Genomic DNA, 14,635 nt, shown 5'->3' on the forward strand with positions numbered 1-14,635 from the left:
GGCGTCCGACGGGCCGTTCCTCCGGGTGCGCCGCGGGTCAGGGGCCGGTTCTCACCCGGCCGCCGACATCACCGCGCCGAGCAGGGCAGGGGCGAGGACCAGGCCGGAGGCTCGTGCCATCGTCTGGTGGCCGTGCTTCGCGGTGAGCCTGCGTACCGCGAAGGCCGCGACCAGGGCGAGCGGGAAGACGACCGGGGCCGCCTCGTCGACGCCGATGGTGTGGCCCGCGAGGCGTCCGGCGGCGGTCATCGCCGCCGCGCCGACGAGGAGGGCGAGCAGGACCGAACCCGCTCCGAACCAGCGGCCTTCCACACTCTCGATGACCTGCGCGAACCGTGCGCCGGAGAGCTTCATCCGTACGGAGCTCACCAGGGCCGCGCCGAGGACGGCGAAGCCCGCGGCGAGAAAGGTCCACTGAAGAGTCATCGCAACCGTGTGCATCGTTGCGCCTCCCTTTTCTTCTGTTTCCTCAAACTCCGCGTGGCTCACCAGCAGTTCTTGATGACCTGGTCCACGCCCAGGATCTCCGCCGCGATGGCGCCGACGCCGGTGCCGGACTCCTCGAAGACCTCCATGATCGCCTTCTTGAAGCTCTTCTTGCCGCGCTTCTTCTTGTCCTGGATCTTCTTGACGACCTTCTTGATGCCGCCGAGCTTGTCGATGGCCTTCTTGACCTTGTAGATCTTTCCAATGGCCAGCAGGTTCGAGCCGACGGCCAGCAGGATGCCGCGGGCGCAGCCGCCGGCGTCGAACTTCATCGGCTGGATGCGGCCCTCACCCGCCGTGTCGCCGAGGCGCTGCTTCCGCCACTGCTCGGTGGCCTCCTGGCCCTGTGCGAGGACCTCTTCCGGGATCTCGCTGATGGTCTGGAGGGCCTGCTCCAGACCGGCGAAGGCGGTCTCCTCGTCCAGGGTGTCCAGCGCGTCGAGGCCGGTCTCCACCTCGGCGACCGCGGTGGTCCGCGGCACCGTCGAGGTGGCCCGCTCGGCGGCCGTGGCGCTCGCCAGCGGTGCCGCCACGCCGAGAGCGACGGCCGCCGCCGTGAGCGCGGCGATCTCACGCAGTCTCCTGGACGACGTGGACGCAGTCATGTCTTCCCCCTGATTTGGTTGTTGAGCTGTTCAGCACAGTGATCGCTCATGCGTGTCATGCGTACCGCGCTGTGGTGTTGGGCTTCGGTCGCTGGTCAGGCGGCCGGAGTGATCCGCGCGGCGTAATGATCATGTGGCGAACGTGCTTGCTGGGCAACGGCTTTGAGGAAGACCTGAGCAAAAGGACGCTTGACCAGCGAGTTGAGGTGCTTTACGCGCAGCAGGCGCAGCCGTGGCCGCAACTGCCGCAGGCGGCGGCGTCCGGGGTCGCCTGCGACCCGACGGTGGTAGGGAGGGGAGTCGCCTGAGGTGCGCAGCAGCCGCTGCCCTGCCATGCGTCCCGGCCCTCCTTGACCGCTACGGCGGCGATGACCAGGGCGGCGATCGGGTCGGCCCAGGCCCAGCCGAGGGTGGCGTTGAGCAGCAGGCCCGCCAGGAGGACGGCGGAGAGGTACGTGCACAGCAGGGTCTGTTGGGAGTCCGCGACCGCCGAGGCGGAGCCCAGTTGGCGGCCTGCCTTGCGCTGGGCGGCGGACAGGAAGGGCATCACGGCCAGGGAGAGAGCGGCCAGCACGATTCCGGTGAGGGAACGGTCGGCCTCCCCCGCCCCTGCCAGCGCTCGGACGGCGTCCGCGGTGACGTACGCGGCGAGCGCGAAGAAGGAGAGGGCGATCAGCCTCAGCGTGGTGCGTTCCCGGGCCTGGCGTACGGCGTGGTCGCGGGCGGAGAACTGCCAGGCGACCGCGGCGGCCGAGGAGACCTCGATGACCGAGTCCAGGCCGAAGCCGACCAGGGCGGTGGAGGAGGCCCGGGTGCCGGCGGTGAGGGCCACGGCCGCTTCGATGACGTTGTAGGAGATGGTCGCCGCCACCAGCAGCCGTATGCGGCGGGTGAGCGCGTCCCGGCGGGCCGGGGACAGGCCTATGGCGATGTCGGCGGCCATCAGCAGCAGTCCTTGTCGTCGGCGTCCGCGCAGGTGGGGTCGGTCGCCACCGCCACCACGGCCGTACGCAGGTCGTCCAGGGCGTGGCCCAGGCGCTCGTCGGCGAGCTCGTAGCGCACGCGGCGGCCGACGGGCACGGCCACCACCAGGCCGCAGTCGCGCAGGCAGGCCAGGTGGTTGGACAGGCGGGTGCGCGAGATCTCCAGCCGCTCGGCGAGGTCGGCGGGGTGGGCCGGGCGTTCCCGCAGGGCAAGCAGGATGCGGCAGCGGATCGGGTCGGCCAGTGCCCGGCCGAACCGGGTCAGGGCCTCCAGGTCGGTGGCGAGGCTCAGCATGCCTCAACGATACACAGAATCCTGAATTCAGGAGATCGTGAATCAATTCGGAGTTCATGAACCCCAGATCGTCAGGGTGCCGCTCGCCGCGTCGCCATCCGCCTCCGGCAGGCGACGAACCGCGTCAGCCCGGTCAGCCCAGCTCCCCCCGTTCGACGCAGAACTCGTTGCCCTCGGGGTCCGCCATCACGACCCAGCCCCTGCCGTCGGGGCGGGTGTGGTCGGCCAGTTGGCGGCCGCCCAGGCGCAGGGCGCGTGCGACCTCCTCGGCCCTGGTGCGGCCCGTCGGCTTGAGGTCGAAGTGGATGCGGTTCTTGGCCGTCTTGCCCTCCTCCACTCGTACGAAGAGCAGACCGGGGCCTCCGGACGGGTCCTCCAGCAGCACCTCCGGGTCTCCCGGCTCGTCCTCGTCGGAGACCGGAAGGCCCAGTAACGCGCTCCAGAACCGGGCGAGTTCGTACGGTTCGCCCGTGCAGTCGAAGGTGATGTGGCGGATGGCGGGGTTCAACGGCCGGCTCCTTGGTGTGTGGGCGTCTCGTCCTGGTGGGTGAGCGTCCCGTCGTCCGCCAGGAAGGTCCTGATCACCTCGTAGAGGCGGTCCGGCTGGTCCAGGTGGACGTCGTGGCCCGCGTCCGGGACGACCTCCCGACGGGCGTGGGGGCGCAGGGTGAGCATCTGTTCCGGTTCGCCGGGGCGCATGGTGCCGTTCTCGCCCTGGAGGAGGAGGGTGGGGCAGGTGATCCGCGACCACTGCGTCCAGTAGGCGGTCGTGGCCAGTTCCGCCACCGAGGCGATCATCACGTCCCGGTCGCATCGCGGGTACCAGCCGTCCGGGCCTTCCTCCAGGGCCCTCGTCCACGCCTCGTGGCCCAGGAACTCCCGCGCCTGCTCCAGGGACTGGAAGGGGGTCGGCCAGCTGTCCAGCCAGCCCGCAATGCGGTCGGGCAGGTCGGGGCTCGGGCCTGCCGGGCCCGCCTCGACGAGGACCAGGGACTTCACCAGCCGGGGGTGGGCGGCGGCCAGCAGCATCGCCGTATGGCCGCCCAGGGACTGGCCGACGAGGGTCACGGGGGCCAGGAACAGTGTCTCGATGAGGGCGACGGCGTCCCGGACGTGGGCGTCGCGGCTCGTGGCGGCCGGGACGCGGGTGCTCTCGCCGTGGCCACGGGCGTCGTACGTCACCACCCGGCGGCCCTCGGCCGTCAGACGGGAGGCCAGCACGTCCCACTCGCCCTGGTGGCCCGCCAGGCCGTGCAGGAGGAGGAGCGAGTGGGTGGGCTCCGGCGTGGGGCGACGGTCGTGGTACGCGATGCGGGTGCCGTCCGGGGTGGTGAGGACGGTCGGGTGGGATGCGTTCAACTGGCCGTTCCTGTTGGGGGTTCGGTACGCAGCCAGACTCCCCCTTCGCGGCGACGGTCGCCAGCGAATTCCGGACCGGAGCCGGCCGCCCTCCATCAGCGAACCGCCGGCTGTCATCGGCCACCGCCAGCACCGGCCCGGCGAGGGCCACCGCCAACCACCGGCCGGTGACGGTTACCGCCAATCACCGACCGGCGGCGGCCGCCGTCATCGAGCTGCGGAGCGACGACGGCCACCGCCGAACGCCGATCTACGTAGGTCACCACCACTGAACCGCCGAACGACCACGGCCACCGCCAACCACCGACCGACGCCGGCCACCACCACTGAACCGCCGAACGACCACGGCCACCGCCAACCACCGACCGACGCCGGCCACCACCAGTGAGCTGCCGAACGGCGACGGGCACCGCCGGTGAACCGCCCACCAGCGACGCCCGTCGGCAGGGAATCCCCGGTCAGCGGCGGCCGTTCATCCCCGGCGTGCCGTCTACTCCACCGGGCTCAGGTCGGCCCGTCCGAACAGCAGGGCGTAGCCGGAAGGCAGTTGGGCCAGGATGCGGGTCACCAGGTCGTCGCCGATCAGCTTGGGCAGGACGCTGAGGACCGAGCTGACGTCCCAGCGGGCCGTGGCGGGTGTGGCCCCCTCGATACGGGCCGCGACGGAGTCGACGAACTCCGCCGCGGTCAGCTGACGGGTGGCCGGGATCTGGGAGGCGACCACCTTGGCCGCCTGCTCGGGCAGGGCCTGGGCCAGGTCGACCCGTTCGTCGCCGATGACGTGGCCGCCGAGGGCGGAGAGGACGATGCGGGTGACGCGTTCCGCCTCCGAGCGGGTCGGGTACTGGCCCGCCTCCCGCACCGCGTCGATCAACTCGCCCCAGCGGGCGGAGTCGTCGTCGCGGGTGGGCCGGCCCTGAGCCGGGGCGGGGATCACGGCCCTCGGGCTCGGGGACGTCTCCGCGGTCCTCGGCCTCAGGGGCGTCTCCGTCCTCGGCCTCGGGGACGTCTCCGTGGTCGCGGTCGCCGGCGTCGTCGTCACGCTGGGCACCGTCGTCACGCTCATGTGCGGGGTCCTCCTCCGATCCTCCGGTCCTCCGCCGCGCCGGGGGCGGGTGGTCTCCGGAGGCGTGGCCCGGCCGGGCGGGCGAGCGGTCTCCGGAGCCGTCGCCCCTGGGGGCGGGTCGGGCATGGGTGACCGCGTCCCGCGGGCGGGTGCCCGCGGGACGCTTCTCCTGGAATGCGGTCAGCTGTTGAGCTGCTTGCGGCTGTCGCCGCCGGTGATCTGGATACGGCGCGGCTTGGCCTGCTCGGCCACCGGGATGCGCAGCGTCAGGACGCCGGCCTCGTACGCGGCCTCGATGCGCTCCGTGTCGAGGGTGTCACCCAGGAACAGCTGGCGGGTGAAGGTGCCGGTGGGGCGCTCGGCGACCACCAGCTCCGACCCCTCGGGGGCGGGGGACTTGCGTTCGGCGCGCACGCTCAGGACGTTGCGCTCGACGTCCAGCTCGATCGACTCGGGGTCGATGCCGGGAAGGTCGAAATGTACGACGAACTCGTCCCCGGACCGGTAGGCGTCCATCGCCATCGCGGACGGGCGGGTGGAGCCGAAGACCTGCTGCGCGAGTCGGTCGAGATCGCGGAACGGGTCCGTGCGCATGAGCATCACAGTTCACTCCTCTCCTCAGGCGCTCTCCATGCGATGCCCTACGTTTCTCTTCTTATATAGCTCGGGGGAGGAAACTTGACAAGCCTCGACTCAGGTTCACCCGGGGCGGGTTCGCCGTCGGCCCCTTCACTGTGCCCCCGGGCCCGGGAGTTAGCCTCAGTGGCACCCGGCAATCGGGGCACCAGTGGCAGGAGGCAGGCATGGCGAAGGTTCCCAGTGCGGTGGTGGCCGCGAGTGGTCTCGTCGGCGGGTACGGCGTGGCGCGCTGGACGCGGACGCGGCAGCTCGGCGGGGCCGTTCTCGCCGTGGCCGGCGCCGCCGCCGCGCAGCAGTGGCGGCGGCAGGCCGGCGGGAAGGCGGCCGGGGCGCTGACGGCCGCGTACGTCGCCGCCTTCGCCGGGTCCCATCCGCTGGCCAGGAAGGTGGGCGCCTGGCCCGCCGTGTTCGGGGTGGCGGGAGCCGTGGCCCTGGCGTCGTGGGCGGTCGCGGACCGGCGGGGCTGATCTCGGCCCGTGAGCGGGGCGCAGGCCCTCGCGCCCCCCCGCTCGGGCCCGCGTCCGGCGGCGCCGCGCACACAGAAGACCCCGGCCCTGAGACATCAGGGCCGGGGTCTTCGCCGAGCGCCGGGCAGGCCTTGCACCTGCATCTCCCCGCAGGAAGCGGGGCGTCTTTCCTTGGACCACCAACGCACCACCAGGTACCGGGAGTTACGGCGACCGGGCGTAGATCCACTATACCCCGTCCGGGGCAGTCGCCCGACCACGGTGCCGCAACCGCTCGCTCCGGCGCCCGGACCGGTCATCCTCCGGCGCGGTGCGACAGCACGTTCACCACCCGCCCGTTCGGGTCGCGCACGAAGAACCGCCGTACGCCCCACTCCTCGTCCCGCAGCTCCCGTACGATCTCCGCGCCCGACGCGACGACCTGGGCGTACACCGCGTCGACGTCCGCCACCTCCACGCTCATCTCGGGTACGGCAGCCGCGGTCCGCTCCCCCGTGAAGAAGCTGATCTGGGCGGTCGGGTTGGACGGGGACGCCAGGGTCACCGCCCAGCCCAGGTCCATCACCTCCGCCAGGCCGAGCAGGCCGTAGAAGGCCCGGCTCTCCCGCATCGCCTCCTCGGACTCGACCTGGATGTCGGGCACGATCCTGCGGACGGTCATCGCGTACGGCTCCTCACCGGTGTCCGGCTTTCTGTTATCACCCACCGTCCCAGCTCGTCTCCTCACCGTCCCCGACCGCAGCACGCGACTCACCACGTTGAGGTACGAAGCACGTGACACGACAGATCAGCCGCCGCGGCATGCTCAAGGCCACGGGCGTGGCAGCCACCGGTGTGGCGGCGGTGGCCGCCGGGCCCGGTACGGCGCCCGCCGTCGCCGCGAGCGCCCCCTACGCCCACCCCGGGCTGCTGCACACCCGCGCCGACCTGGAGCGCATGGCGGCCAAGGTGAAGGCGGGCGCCGAGCCGTACACGGCCGGCTTCGCCGAGCTGACCGCCAACCGGCACGCGCAGAGCGGCTGGAGGGCCAACCCGCAGGCCATCGTGTACCGGGGCTCCGGCTCGCCCGAGAACTACCGGATCCTCTACAACGACGTCCACGCCGCCTACCAGAACGCCCTGCGCTCCCACGTCAGCGGCGACAGCGCACACGCCGACACCGCCGTGGCGATCCTCAACGCCTGGTCGGCGAAGCTGACCCGGCTGGAGGGCAGCGCCGACCGGTTCCTGGCCGCCGGACTGTACGGCTACCAGTTCGCCAACGCGGCGGAACTCGTACGTGATCACCAGGACTTCGCGCTGGAGCGGTTCCAGGCGATGCTGCTCGACGTCTTCGCTCCGCTGAGCGAGAGCTTCCTGGCGAACCACAACAACGCCGTCGTCACCAACTACTGGCCCAACTGGGACCTCACCGCCCTGGCCTGCGTCCTCGCCATCGGCATCTTCTGCGACGACCGCGCCAAGGTCGACCGCGCCGTGGAGTACTTCAAGCACGGCGAGGGCATGGGCTCGGTCCGGCACGCCATCCCCGTCGTGCACGACGACGGGCTCGCCGAGTGGGTGGAGGCCGGGCGCGATCAGGGGCACGCGCTGCTCGGGGTCGGCCTCATGGGCACGGTGTGCGAGATGGCCTGGAACCAGGGCATCGACCTGTACGGCTACGGCGACAACCGTTTCCTCAAGGGGGCGCAGTACGTGGCCAAGTGGAGCCTGGGCGGGGATGTGCCGTACACCGCGAACACGCGGAAGAAGGGCGCGGTGGGCGGCTGGTCGGGAACCGAGACGGCCACGGACGCCGCCGCGGTCGATCCGGCCATGACGCGGCCGATCTGGGCGATGATCGCCAACCACTACACCAAGCGGCGGGGATTGTCGGCGACGTACCTGACGCGGGCGGCCGCGAAGGCGGCTCCGGAGGGCGGGGGCGGGGACTACGGGCCCAACAGCGGGGGGTACGACCAACTGGGGTTCGGGACGTTGGCGTTCACGCGGGACAGGGCGGTGGACGGCGGGTCTGAGGGGCCGCGCGCGCAGACCGTCCCTCCGTCCGCCTCGGCCCCGGCTTCCGCTTCCGCTTCGGGTTCGCCTTCCGTGTCGGCTTCGGGTGGTGGCGGGCGGGATCTGGCCGCCACCGGGGGTGGTGAGGTGGTGGGGTGGACCGCCGCCGCGGGGATCGGCGCCGTCGCCGGTGGACTGCTGTTGCTGCGCCGGCGGGGGCGGGTGGGCGGTACCGGGCAGTAAGCGCCGGGTGCCTCGGGAGGTGCTGCCGGTCGCCGCTGAGGGCGGGCGGGGGCGGGTGGGCGCGCGACCGGCGCTGTGGGGTGCCGCCGGCCCGTACCGCCCACCCGTACCGCCAGCCCATGCCGCCCACCCGTACCGCCCACCCGTACCGCCGCAGGCCGCACGCGTGCCAGCGGCTCGCTACGCCGTAGCGGATCGAGAGCCGGCCGTCTGGCCCGTGGTCCGGTCCTTCGTCGCTGTCGCCGCCGCCGTCAGCGGGCGGGCGATGTCCTCCAGCGAGCGGCGTTCCGCGCGGACCGCCAGTACCGACGCCACCAGGCCCGCCACGCACATCAGGGCCGCGCCGATCTGGAAGGCCAGGACCGTGTCGCCGACCCGGCCCGTGCCGGTGAGGTCGGCGAAGAGCAGCGGGCCGCTGATGCCGCCGGCCGCGGTGCCGAGGGCGTAGAAGAAGGCGATGGACATCGCGCGCGTCTCCATGGGGAAGACCTCGGAGACGGTCAGGTACGCGCTGCTGGCGCCCGCGGAGGCGAAGAACAGCACGGCGCACCAGCACGCCGTCAGGGTGGCGGCGGTCAGCACGCCGCGGCCGAAGAGCCAGGCCGTGCCGAACAGGAGCACACCCGACAGGAGGTAGGTGCCCGAGATCATCACCCGGCGGCCGACCGTGTCGAAGAGTTTGCCGAGCAGCAGCGGGCCCATGAAGTTGCCGAGGGCGATGACGGCGAAGTAGTAGCCGGTGCTGCCGGTCGGGACGTCGAAGAAGGTCGTCAGGATCGCGCCGAAGCCGAAGGTGATGGCGTTGTACAGGAACGCCTGGCCGATGAAGAGGGCGAAGCCCAGCGTGGCCCGCCTGCGGTACTTCGAGAAGACGGTGCGGGCGATCTCCAGGAAGGTGACGCTGCGGCGCTGGTGGATGGTGAGCTCGCCCTCGGGGCGCGCGAGCGGCTCGCCCCGCTCGGCCTCCACCTGGCGTTCGATGGAGGACACGATGCGTTCGGCCTCGTCGTCCCGGCCGTGGATGAGCAGCCAGCGCGGGCTTTCGGGGACGTGCCGGCGGACCAGCAGGATCACCAGGGCGAGGACGGCGCCGAGCGCGAAGGTCAGGCGCCAGCCGACGTCCTTGGGCAGGATCGCCGTGTCGAGCGCGACGATCGACAGCAGGGAGCCGCCGACCGCGCCCAGCCAGAAGCTGCCGTTGATCATCAGGTCGACGCGGCCCCGGTACTCCGCGGGGATCAGCTCGTCGATCGCGGAGTTGATGGCCGCGTACTCTCCGCCGATGCCGAAGCCGGTCAGGAAGCGGAAGAGGAAGAACCACCAGGTGTCGAAGGAGATGGCCGTCAGGGCCGTCGCGCCGAGGTAGACGGCCAGGGTGATCATGAAGAGCTTTTTGCGCCCCCACTTGTCGGTCAGGCGGCCCCAGAACAGGGCTCCGGAGCAGGCCCCGGCGACGTACAGGGCGGCGGCGAGGCCGGTGACCTCGCCGGAGGTGATGGGCAGTCCGCTGCCGGGCTCCGAGAGCCGGCCGGCGATGTTGCCGACGACCGTGACCTCCAGGCCGTCGAGGATCCACACGGTGCCGAGGCCGATCACGATCGTCCAGTGCCAGCGTGTCCACGGCAGACGATCGAGACGGGCGGGTATGTCGGTGGTGACGGTACGGCCGGTCTCGGCCGGGGCAGCACTGGCCATGGGCTCCCTCCTCCTCGGGCGGAATTCCCGTCGGGTGCCCTGAAGGGGCCGCGTCAAGCCCCGAGCGCGTGCGCCACCGTGTAGATCAGCAGGCCGGCCAGCGAGCCCACCACCGTGCCGTTGATGCGGATGAACTGCAGGTCGCGGCCGATGTTCGCCTCGATCTTCTTCGTGGTGTGCTCGGCGTCCCAGCTCGCCACCGTGTCCGTGATCAGGGAGGTGATCTCCTTGCGGTAGGTGGTGACGACGTACACCGCCGCGCCCTCCACCCACCGGTCGACCTTGCCCTGCACCTTGGGGTCGGTGGCCATCCGGGCGCCGAGGGACAGCAGGGAGGCCCGTACGCGCAGGCGCAGTTCGCTGCGCTCGTCCTCGGCGGCTGACACGATCATGGAGCGTACGGCCGTCCAGGCGGAGGCGATCAGGTCCTGGACCTCGCCGCGGCCCAGGACCTCGCCCTTGAGCCGTTCGACACGGGCGCGGGTGTCCGTGTCGGACTGCAGGTCGGAGGCGAAGTCGGTGAGGAAGCGGTCCAGGGCGCCGCGCGCGGGGTGGGTGGGCATGTCACGCATCTCGGTGGCGAAACGCAGCAGCTCCTTGTAGACCCGTTCCCCGACCTTCCGGTCGACGAAGCGCGGGGTCCAGCCGGGGGCGCCGCCCTCCACGGCGTCCATGACCTCGTCGCGGTGCAGGACCAGCCAGTCGTGCGCCCGGGAGACGATCAGGTCGACGACCCGTTTATGGCCGCCGTCGGCGACGACCTTCTCCAGCATCTTGCCCATGCCGGGCGCGATCTCCTGGGCGTTGGCACGGCGTGTGATGGCCTCGCCGACCACGGCCTGGACGTCCGAGTCGCGCAGCACCGTCAGGGCGCCTCTGAGGGCCGTGGAGAGCTCCGCCGTGACCCGGTCGGCGTGCTCGGGCACCGCCAGCCACGCGCCGAGCCTGCTGCCTATGCCGACGGCGCGCAGCCGCAGCCGTACGACGTCCTCGGAGAGGAAGTTCTCGCCGACGAACTCGCCGAGGGAGACGCCGAGCTGGTCCTTCTTGGTGGGGATGATCGCCGTGTGCGGGATGGGGATGCCCAGGGGGTGGCGGAACAGGGCGGTGACGGCGAACCAGTCGGCGAGCGCGCCGACCATGCCGGCTTCGGCCGCGGCCGCGACATAGCCCGCCCAGGCGCCGGCGCCCGAGTTCTGCGCCCATTTGGCGAGGACGTAGATCAGGGCCACCAGCAGCAGCAGTCCGGTGGCGGTGAGTTTCATGCGGCGCACGCCGCGCTGCTTCTCCTCGTCCGCCGGGCTGAAGGTCGTCATCGCACGGTTCGGTACGGCGCCGGGGCGGGCATGCTGCTCCCCGGGCCCACCGACGCCCGTTTCTCCCGCTTTGATCCGTTCCATCCGCTCCACCCGTTCGGTGATCCCGCACACATTGTCCCTTCCTGACCGACTCCCGGAACGAAACAGGAGTTCCCGGCGTCTGTCCGGACGGGGGAATGCGGCGGGGTCCTGTCAGCCTCCCCCCTCCCCATGACGCATCATGGGCTCATCAGATCGGAGCCTCGGGCTCCCATCTCCCGAGGAGAACAACACAGCATGACCCGGGGTCGTGATTACGCCCTGCTCGCCGCGATCGTCGCAGCGATCGTGGCCCTTTCCGCCGCCATATATGTCGGAGTGGCGACCGACGACGGTACGAGGGACCGCAGCACGTCGGCCAGTGGCCCTCGCCCTCACAACTCGGCCGCACCCGCCTCCACCGGCACCTGGGTCGGCACCTGGTCCACCTCCCCCGCCGGAGCGGAACCCGGCACCGAGATCACCGGCATGGCGGGCCGCTCGGTGCGCAACGTGGTGCACACCAGCGTCGGCGGTACGAGTGCCCGTATCACGCTGTCCAATCTCTACGGCCAGTCCCCGCTGACCGTCACGCACGCCTCGATCGCCGTGGCCGTGGGCGACGGCACCGCGGCAGCGCTCGCGGAGACCATGCGGCGGCTCACCTTCAACGGCAACCCCACGGTCGTCGTCCCGGCCGGCGGGCAGGTGATGAGCGACGCCGTCCGCGTCACCGTGCCGCACGACAGCGACATCCTGGTCACCACCTACTCCCCCACGCCGTCCGGTCCGGTCACGTACCACCCGCACGCGCGCCAGGTCTCCTTCATCGCCCAAGGCGACCGCACGGAGGACGTGACGGCCGCCGCGTACACGGAACGGACGCCGTACTGGCGGTATCTGACGGCGCTGGACGTGCTGAGCAACGAGTCGGAGGGCACCGTCGTCGTCCTCGGCGACTCGCTCACCGACGGCATCACCTCCACGACGGGCGCCAACCGCCGCTGGCCCGACATCCTGTCGGACCGGCTGCGCGAGGCGGTCGAGGCGGGCCGGGACGTGCCCCGCTACAGCGTCGTCAACCAGGGCATCAGCGGCAACCGGGTGCTCACCGACGGACTGGGCCGCCCCGCCGACAACCCCAGCGGGCTGAACCGCTTCCAGCGCGACGTGCTCGACCGGACCAACGTCAAGGTCGTCGTCATCGACCTCGGCGTCAACGACATCCTGCGCAACCCCGACCTCGCCGACCCGCACCGGATCCTCGACGGCCTGCGCGCCCTCGTCGACCAGGCCCACGCCCGCGGTCTGAAGGTCGTCGGCGCGACGCTGATGCCGTTCGGCGGCCACCGCGGCTACACCGAGGCCCGCGAGTCCGTACGGCAGACCATCAACGCCGAGATCCGCGCGGGGCGGGTCTTCGACGCGGTGGCCGACTTCGACAGGGCGCTGCGCGACCCGTACGACCCGCGCCGGCTGCGGGCCGACTACGACTCGGGCGACCACCTGCACCCGAGCGACAAGGGGTACGCGCGGATGGCGCAGGAGTTCGCGCTGGACGACCTGAAGGGAGCCGCGCCGGCGCGGCTGTGAGACACGCCGTGCGGACCCGGCCTACGCGGTGTCGCCGCGCCGCCGCTCGCGGTGCGGGTCGTGCCGGCCGTGCAGGTCGCCCAGCAGGTCGTGGCGGGAGCCGTCCAGCTCCCGCCGCCCGGCCTCGCGCTCCAGCTTCTCGCGGCGCCGCTCCTCCTTGAGGCGCTGCCGCTCCTCCTTCAGCCGCTGCCGCTGCGCCCACGTCTCCTTGCGCTCGACACCGACACCGCCCCAGAAGGCGAAGCCGGTCACGACGACCCGCGGGGCACCGGGGTCGCCCGGCACGCCCTCCTCGCGGTGGTCGAAGCCGCCCATGATCCCGACGCCCCGCACGACGACCTCGACCCCGGGCGGCACGATGACCTCCATCCCGCCCATGATCGCGATGCAGTTGATCTCGACCTCGCGGTCCGCGAAGTCCGCCTCCCGCAGATCGATCTCCCCGCCGCCCCAGAAGGCGAAGCAGGTGAACTTCCTCGGCACCGTCCAGCGCCCCTTGCGCTGGAAGCCGGACATCACGGCGACGGCCCCCGTCGAGGACCCCTCGCCGCCCACGATCCGCCCCGCCCAACCCTCGGTCGGCGCGGGCTCCTTGTGCAGCGACACCGGCGGCACGGCCACGCCGTTCCCGGCCGGCAGGTCCCGGGTGATCGGCGCCAGCTCCCCGTACGTCCGTGCCTGGTACGTCGCGTCCAGCCGCTCCTCGAACTCCGCCATGTCGAGGCGGCCCTCGGCGAGGGCGTCCCGCAGGATCTCGGCGACCCGTTCACGGTCGGCGTCGGAGGCGCGGAGGTCCGGAACTGCGTCGTCGGTCATACACAGCAGCCTACGAGCTACCCCGGCGCACGGCTACGAGACGGCCTTCCCCGCCTGTTCGACGTACATCTTCGCGATCACCGCCTCGATGTCCGGCTCCCGCACCGACAGATCCACCAGCGGGTACTCCGCCGCGATCCGCGCCACCAGCAAAGCCGCCGACTCCGACGCCGGGAACGCCAGCCACTGCCGCGGCCCCTCCACCCGAACCACCCGCGCGGGCGCCGGCGCCTCGATCGGGGGCAGCTCCCGCTCCAGGTCCACCACCAGGGTCCGCTCGCTCTGCCCCACCTCGTGCAGCCCGGTGAGCGGGCCGTCGTACATCAGGCGCCCGTGGTCGATGACCATCACCCGGGAGCACAACTGCTCGATGTCCTGCAGGTCGTGGGTGGTCAGCAGCACCGTCGTGCCGCGCTCGGCGTTCAACTCCCGCAGGGACTCCCGCACCTTGGCCTTGGAGACGACGTCCAGGCCGATGGTCGGCTCGTCGAGGTAGAGCACCTCCGGGTCGTGCAGCAGGGCCGCCACGATGTCGCCGCGCATCCGCTGGCCCAGCGAGAGCTGCCTCACGGGCACGTCCAGCAGGTCGCCCAGCTCCAGGGGTTCGACGAGCCGGCCGAGGTTCGCGCGGTAACGGGCGTCCGGGATGCGGTACATGCGGTGCATGAGCCGGTAGGAGTCGATCAGCGGCAGGTCCCACCACAGCGTCGTCCGCTGCCCGAACACCACGCCGATGCGGTGCGCGAGCCGTGTCCGCTCGCGGGACGGGTCGATGCCGGCGACCCGCAGCCGGCCGCCGCTCGGCGTCAGGATCCCGGTCAGCATCTTGATCGTGGTCGACTTGCCGGCGCCGTTCGGCCCGATGTAGCCGACCATCTCGCCGCGGGCCACGCGGAAGGAGATCGCGTCGACGGCCCGCACCTGCCGCCGCTCCCGCTTCAGGAAACCGGTCTTCTTCCGCACGTCGAAGACCTTCTCGACACGGTCGAGTTCGATGAAGTCCTCGTCGACGAGATCCTCGTCGACGACGTCCTGGTCCACCACCCGCACCCG

General features: G+C 71.7%; 16 protein-coding genes. 3 read left to right on the forward strand and 13 right to left on the reverse strand.

The annotated features are described in order from the left end of the window. Nucleotides 1-51: 51 nt before the first annotated feature. The 8 genes from ACFPZJ_RS03425 to ACFPZJ_RS03460 all read right to left on the reverse strand — a co-directional run bounded on the left by ACFPZJ_RS03425 (nt 52) and on the right by ACFPZJ_RS03460 (nt 5,394). Nucleotides 52-426: a hypothetical protein gene (locus ACFPZJ_RS03425; protein WP_381016916.1), complete on the reverse strand. Its 375-nt coding sequence runs from the start codon at nt 424-426 to the stop codon at nt 52-54. 59 nt (nt 427-485) lie between these two features. Continuing rightward, complete coding sequence (locus ACFPZJ_RS03430; protein WP_381016918.1) at nt 486-1,091, reverse strand: hypothetical protein; 606 nt, start codon at nt 1,089-1,091, stop codon at nt 486-488. A gap of 211 nt (nt 1,092-1,302) precedes the next feature. Further along, a complete protein-coding gene (locus ACFPZJ_RS03435) occupies nt 1,303-2,034 on the reverse strand; it encodes a cation efflux transmembrane domain-containing protein (RefSeq protein WP_381016921.1) in 732 nt (243 codons plus the stop codon). Continuing rightward, nucleotides 2,034-2,369 carry an ArsR/SmtB family transcription factor gene (locus tag ACFPZJ_RS03440; RefSeq protein ID WP_381016924.1) on the reverse strand — a complete coding sequence of 112 codons (336 nt, stop codon included), beginning with the start codon at nt 2,367-2,369 and terminating at the stop codon, nt 2,034-2,036. Before ACFPZJ_RS03440 ends, ACFPZJ_RS03435 begins: the two co-directional genes overlap by 1 nt. 133 nt (nt 2,370-2,502) lie before the next feature. Beyond that, entirely contained in the window at nt 2,503-2,877 is a 375-nt protein-coding gene (locus ACFPZJ_RS03445) for a VOC family protein (RefSeq protein WP_381016927.1), read from the reverse strand. Continuing rightward, nucleotides 2,874-3,728, reverse strand: coding sequence for an alpha/beta fold hydrolase (locus tag ACFPZJ_RS03450; protein WP_381016930.1), 855 nt, complete (start codon nt 3,726-3,728; stop codon nt 2,874-2,876). The genes ACFPZJ_RS03445 and ACFPZJ_RS03450 overlap by 4 nt, the downstream gene beginning before the upstream one ends. 490 nt (nt 3,729-4,218) lie before the next feature. After that, nucleotides 4,219-4,794: a DUF2267 domain-containing protein gene (locus ACFPZJ_RS03455; protein ID WP_381016933.1), complete on the reverse strand. Its 576-nt coding sequence runs from the start codon at nt 4,792-4,794 to the stop codon at nt 4,219-4,221. 180 nt (nt 4,795-4,974) lie between these two features. After that, nucleotides 4,975-5,394, reverse strand: coding sequence for an Hsp20/alpha crystallin family protein (locus ACFPZJ_RS03460; protein WP_381016935.1), 420 nt, complete (start codon nt 5,392-5,394; stop codon nt 4,975-4,977). A 203-nt stretch (nt 5,395-5,597) separates the two neighbouring features. On the opposite strand from ACFPZJ_RS03460, the gene ACFPZJ_RS03465 reads away from it, so the two are divergent. Further along, nucleotides 5,598-5,900, forward strand: a complete 303-nt coding sequence (locus ACFPZJ_RS03465; RefSeq protein WP_381016936.1) for a hypothetical protein — start codon at nt 5,598-5,600, stop codon at nt 5,898-5,900. Between the two features lie 295 nt (nt 5,901-6,195). On the opposite strand, the gene ACFPZJ_RS03470 is transcribed toward ACFPZJ_RS03465, so the two are convergent. Further along, nucleotides 6,196-6,561, reverse strand: coding sequence for a VOC family protein (locus tag ACFPZJ_RS03470; protein ID WP_381017316.1), 366 nt, complete (start codon nt 6,559-6,561; stop codon nt 6,196-6,198). A 140-nt stretch (nt 6,562-6,701) separates the two neighbouring features. Between ACFPZJ_RS03470 and ACFPZJ_RS03475 the strand changes: the two genes are divergently transcribed. Beyond that, a complete protein-coding gene (locus tag ACFPZJ_RS03475) occupies nt 6,702-8,141 on the forward strand; it encodes an alginate lyase family protein (RefSeq protein ID WP_381017319.1) in 1,440 nt (479 codons plus the stop codon). 180 nt (nt 8,142-8,321) lie between these two features. Here ACFPZJ_RS03475 and ACFPZJ_RS03480 read toward each other — a convergent pair whose 3' ends face one another. Together ACFPZJ_RS03480 and ACFPZJ_RS03485 are read right to left on the reverse strand one after the other, a co-directional pair. Further along, complete coding sequence (locus ACFPZJ_RS03480) at nt 8,322-9,836, reverse strand: MFS transporter (RefSeq protein ID WP_381016938.1); 1,515 nt, start codon at nt 9,834-9,836, stop codon at nt 8,322-8,324. A gap of 53 nt (nt 9,837-9,889) precedes the next feature. Beyond that, entirely contained in the window at nt 9,890-11,236 is a 1,347-nt protein-coding gene (locus tag ACFPZJ_RS03485) for a DUF445 domain-containing protein (RefSeq protein WP_381016941.1), read from the reverse strand. Between the two features lie 195 nt (nt 11,237-11,431). Here ACFPZJ_RS03485 and ACFPZJ_RS03490 point away from each other — a divergent pair, with 195 nt between their 5' ends. Then, the gene (locus ACFPZJ_RS03490; protein WP_381016943.1) at nt 11,432-12,766 is read left to right on the forward strand and encodes an SGNH/GDSL hydrolase family protein; all 1,335 of its coding nucleotides are present in this window, start codon (nt 11,432-11,434) and stop codon (nt 12,764-12,766) included. A gap of 21 nt (nt 12,767-12,787) precedes the next feature. Here the strand turns inward: ACFPZJ_RS03490 and ACFPZJ_RS03495 are convergent, their stop codons facing one another. Together ACFPZJ_RS03495 and ACFPZJ_RS03500 are read right to left on the reverse strand one after the other, a co-directional pair. Further along, a complete protein-coding gene (locus ACFPZJ_RS03495) occupies nt 12,788-13,582 on the reverse strand; it encodes a DUF1707 SHOCT-like domain-containing protein (protein ID WP_381016945.1) in 795 nt (264 codons plus the stop codon). A gap of 33 nt (nt 13,583-13,615) precedes the next feature. Next, nucleotides 13,616-14,626 (reverse strand): ABC transporter ATP-binding protein, encoded by a 1,011-nt coding sequence (locus ACFPZJ_RS03500; protein WP_381016947.1) that lies wholly within the window; start codon nt 14,624-14,626, stop codon nt 13,616-13,618. Nucleotides 14,627-14,635: the final 9 nt, after the last annotated feature.

This window comes from Streptomyces bullii (assembly GCF_042657145.1).
GTDB lineage: Bacteria > Actinomycetota > Actinomycetes > Streptomycetales > Streptomycetaceae > Streptomyces > Streptomyces bullii.

Bases quoted from the DNA above. Each gene is read 5' to 3' on its own strand.
- ACFPZJ_RS03425 (WP_381016916.1), bottom strand. From the start codon at position 426: ATGACTCTTCAGTGGACCTTTCTCGCCGCGGGCTTCGCCGTCCTCGGC.
- ACFPZJ_RS03430 (WP_381016918.1), bottom strand. From the start codon at position 1,091: ATGACTGCGTCCACGTCGTCCAGGAGACTGCGTGAGATCGCCGCGCTC.
- ACFPZJ_RS03435 (WP_381016921.1), bottom strand. From the start codon at position 2,034: ATGGCCGCCGACATCGCCATAGGCCTGTCCCCGGCCCGCCGGGACGCG.
- ACFPZJ_RS03440 (WP_381016924.1), bottom strand. From the start codon at position 2,369: ATGCTGAGCCTCGCCACCGACCTGGAGGCCCTGACCCGGTTCGGCCGG.
- ACFPZJ_RS03455 (WP_381016933.1), bottom strand. From the start codon at position 4,794: ATGAGCGTGACGACGGTGCCCAGCGTGACGACGACGCCGGCGACCGCG.
- ACFPZJ_RS03460 (WP_381016935.1), bottom strand. From the start codon at position 5,394: ATGCTCATGCGCACGGACCCGTTCCGCGATCTCGACCGACTCGCGCAG.
- ACFPZJ_RS03465 (WP_381016936.1), top strand. From the start codon at position 5,598: ATGGCGAAGGTTCCCAGTGCGGTGGTGGCCGCGAGTGGTCTCGTCGGC.
- ACFPZJ_RS03470 (WP_381017316.1), bottom strand. From the start codon at position 6,561: ATGACCGTCCGCAGGATCGTGCCCGACATCCAGGTCGAGTCCGAGGAG.
- ACFPZJ_RS03475 (WP_381017319.1), top strand. From the start codon at position 6,702: ATGCTCAAGGCCACGGGCGTGGCAGCCACCGGTGTGGCGGCGGTGGCC.
- ACFPZJ_RS03480 (WP_381016938.1), bottom strand. From the start codon at position 9,836: ATGGCCAGTGCTGCCCCGGCCGAGACCGGCCGTACCGTCACCACCGAC.
- ACFPZJ_RS03485 (WP_381016941.1), bottom strand. From the start codon at position 11,236: ATGGAACGGATCAAAGCGGGAGAAACGGGCGTCGGTGGGCCCGGGGAG.
- ACFPZJ_RS03490 (WP_381016943.1), top strand. From the start codon at position 11,432: ATGACCCGGGGTCGTGATTACGCCCTGCTCGCCGCGATCGTCGCAGCG.
- ACFPZJ_RS03495 (WP_381016945.1), bottom strand. From the start codon at position 13,582: ATGACCGACGACGCAGTTCCGGACCTCCGCGCCTCCGACGCCGACCGT.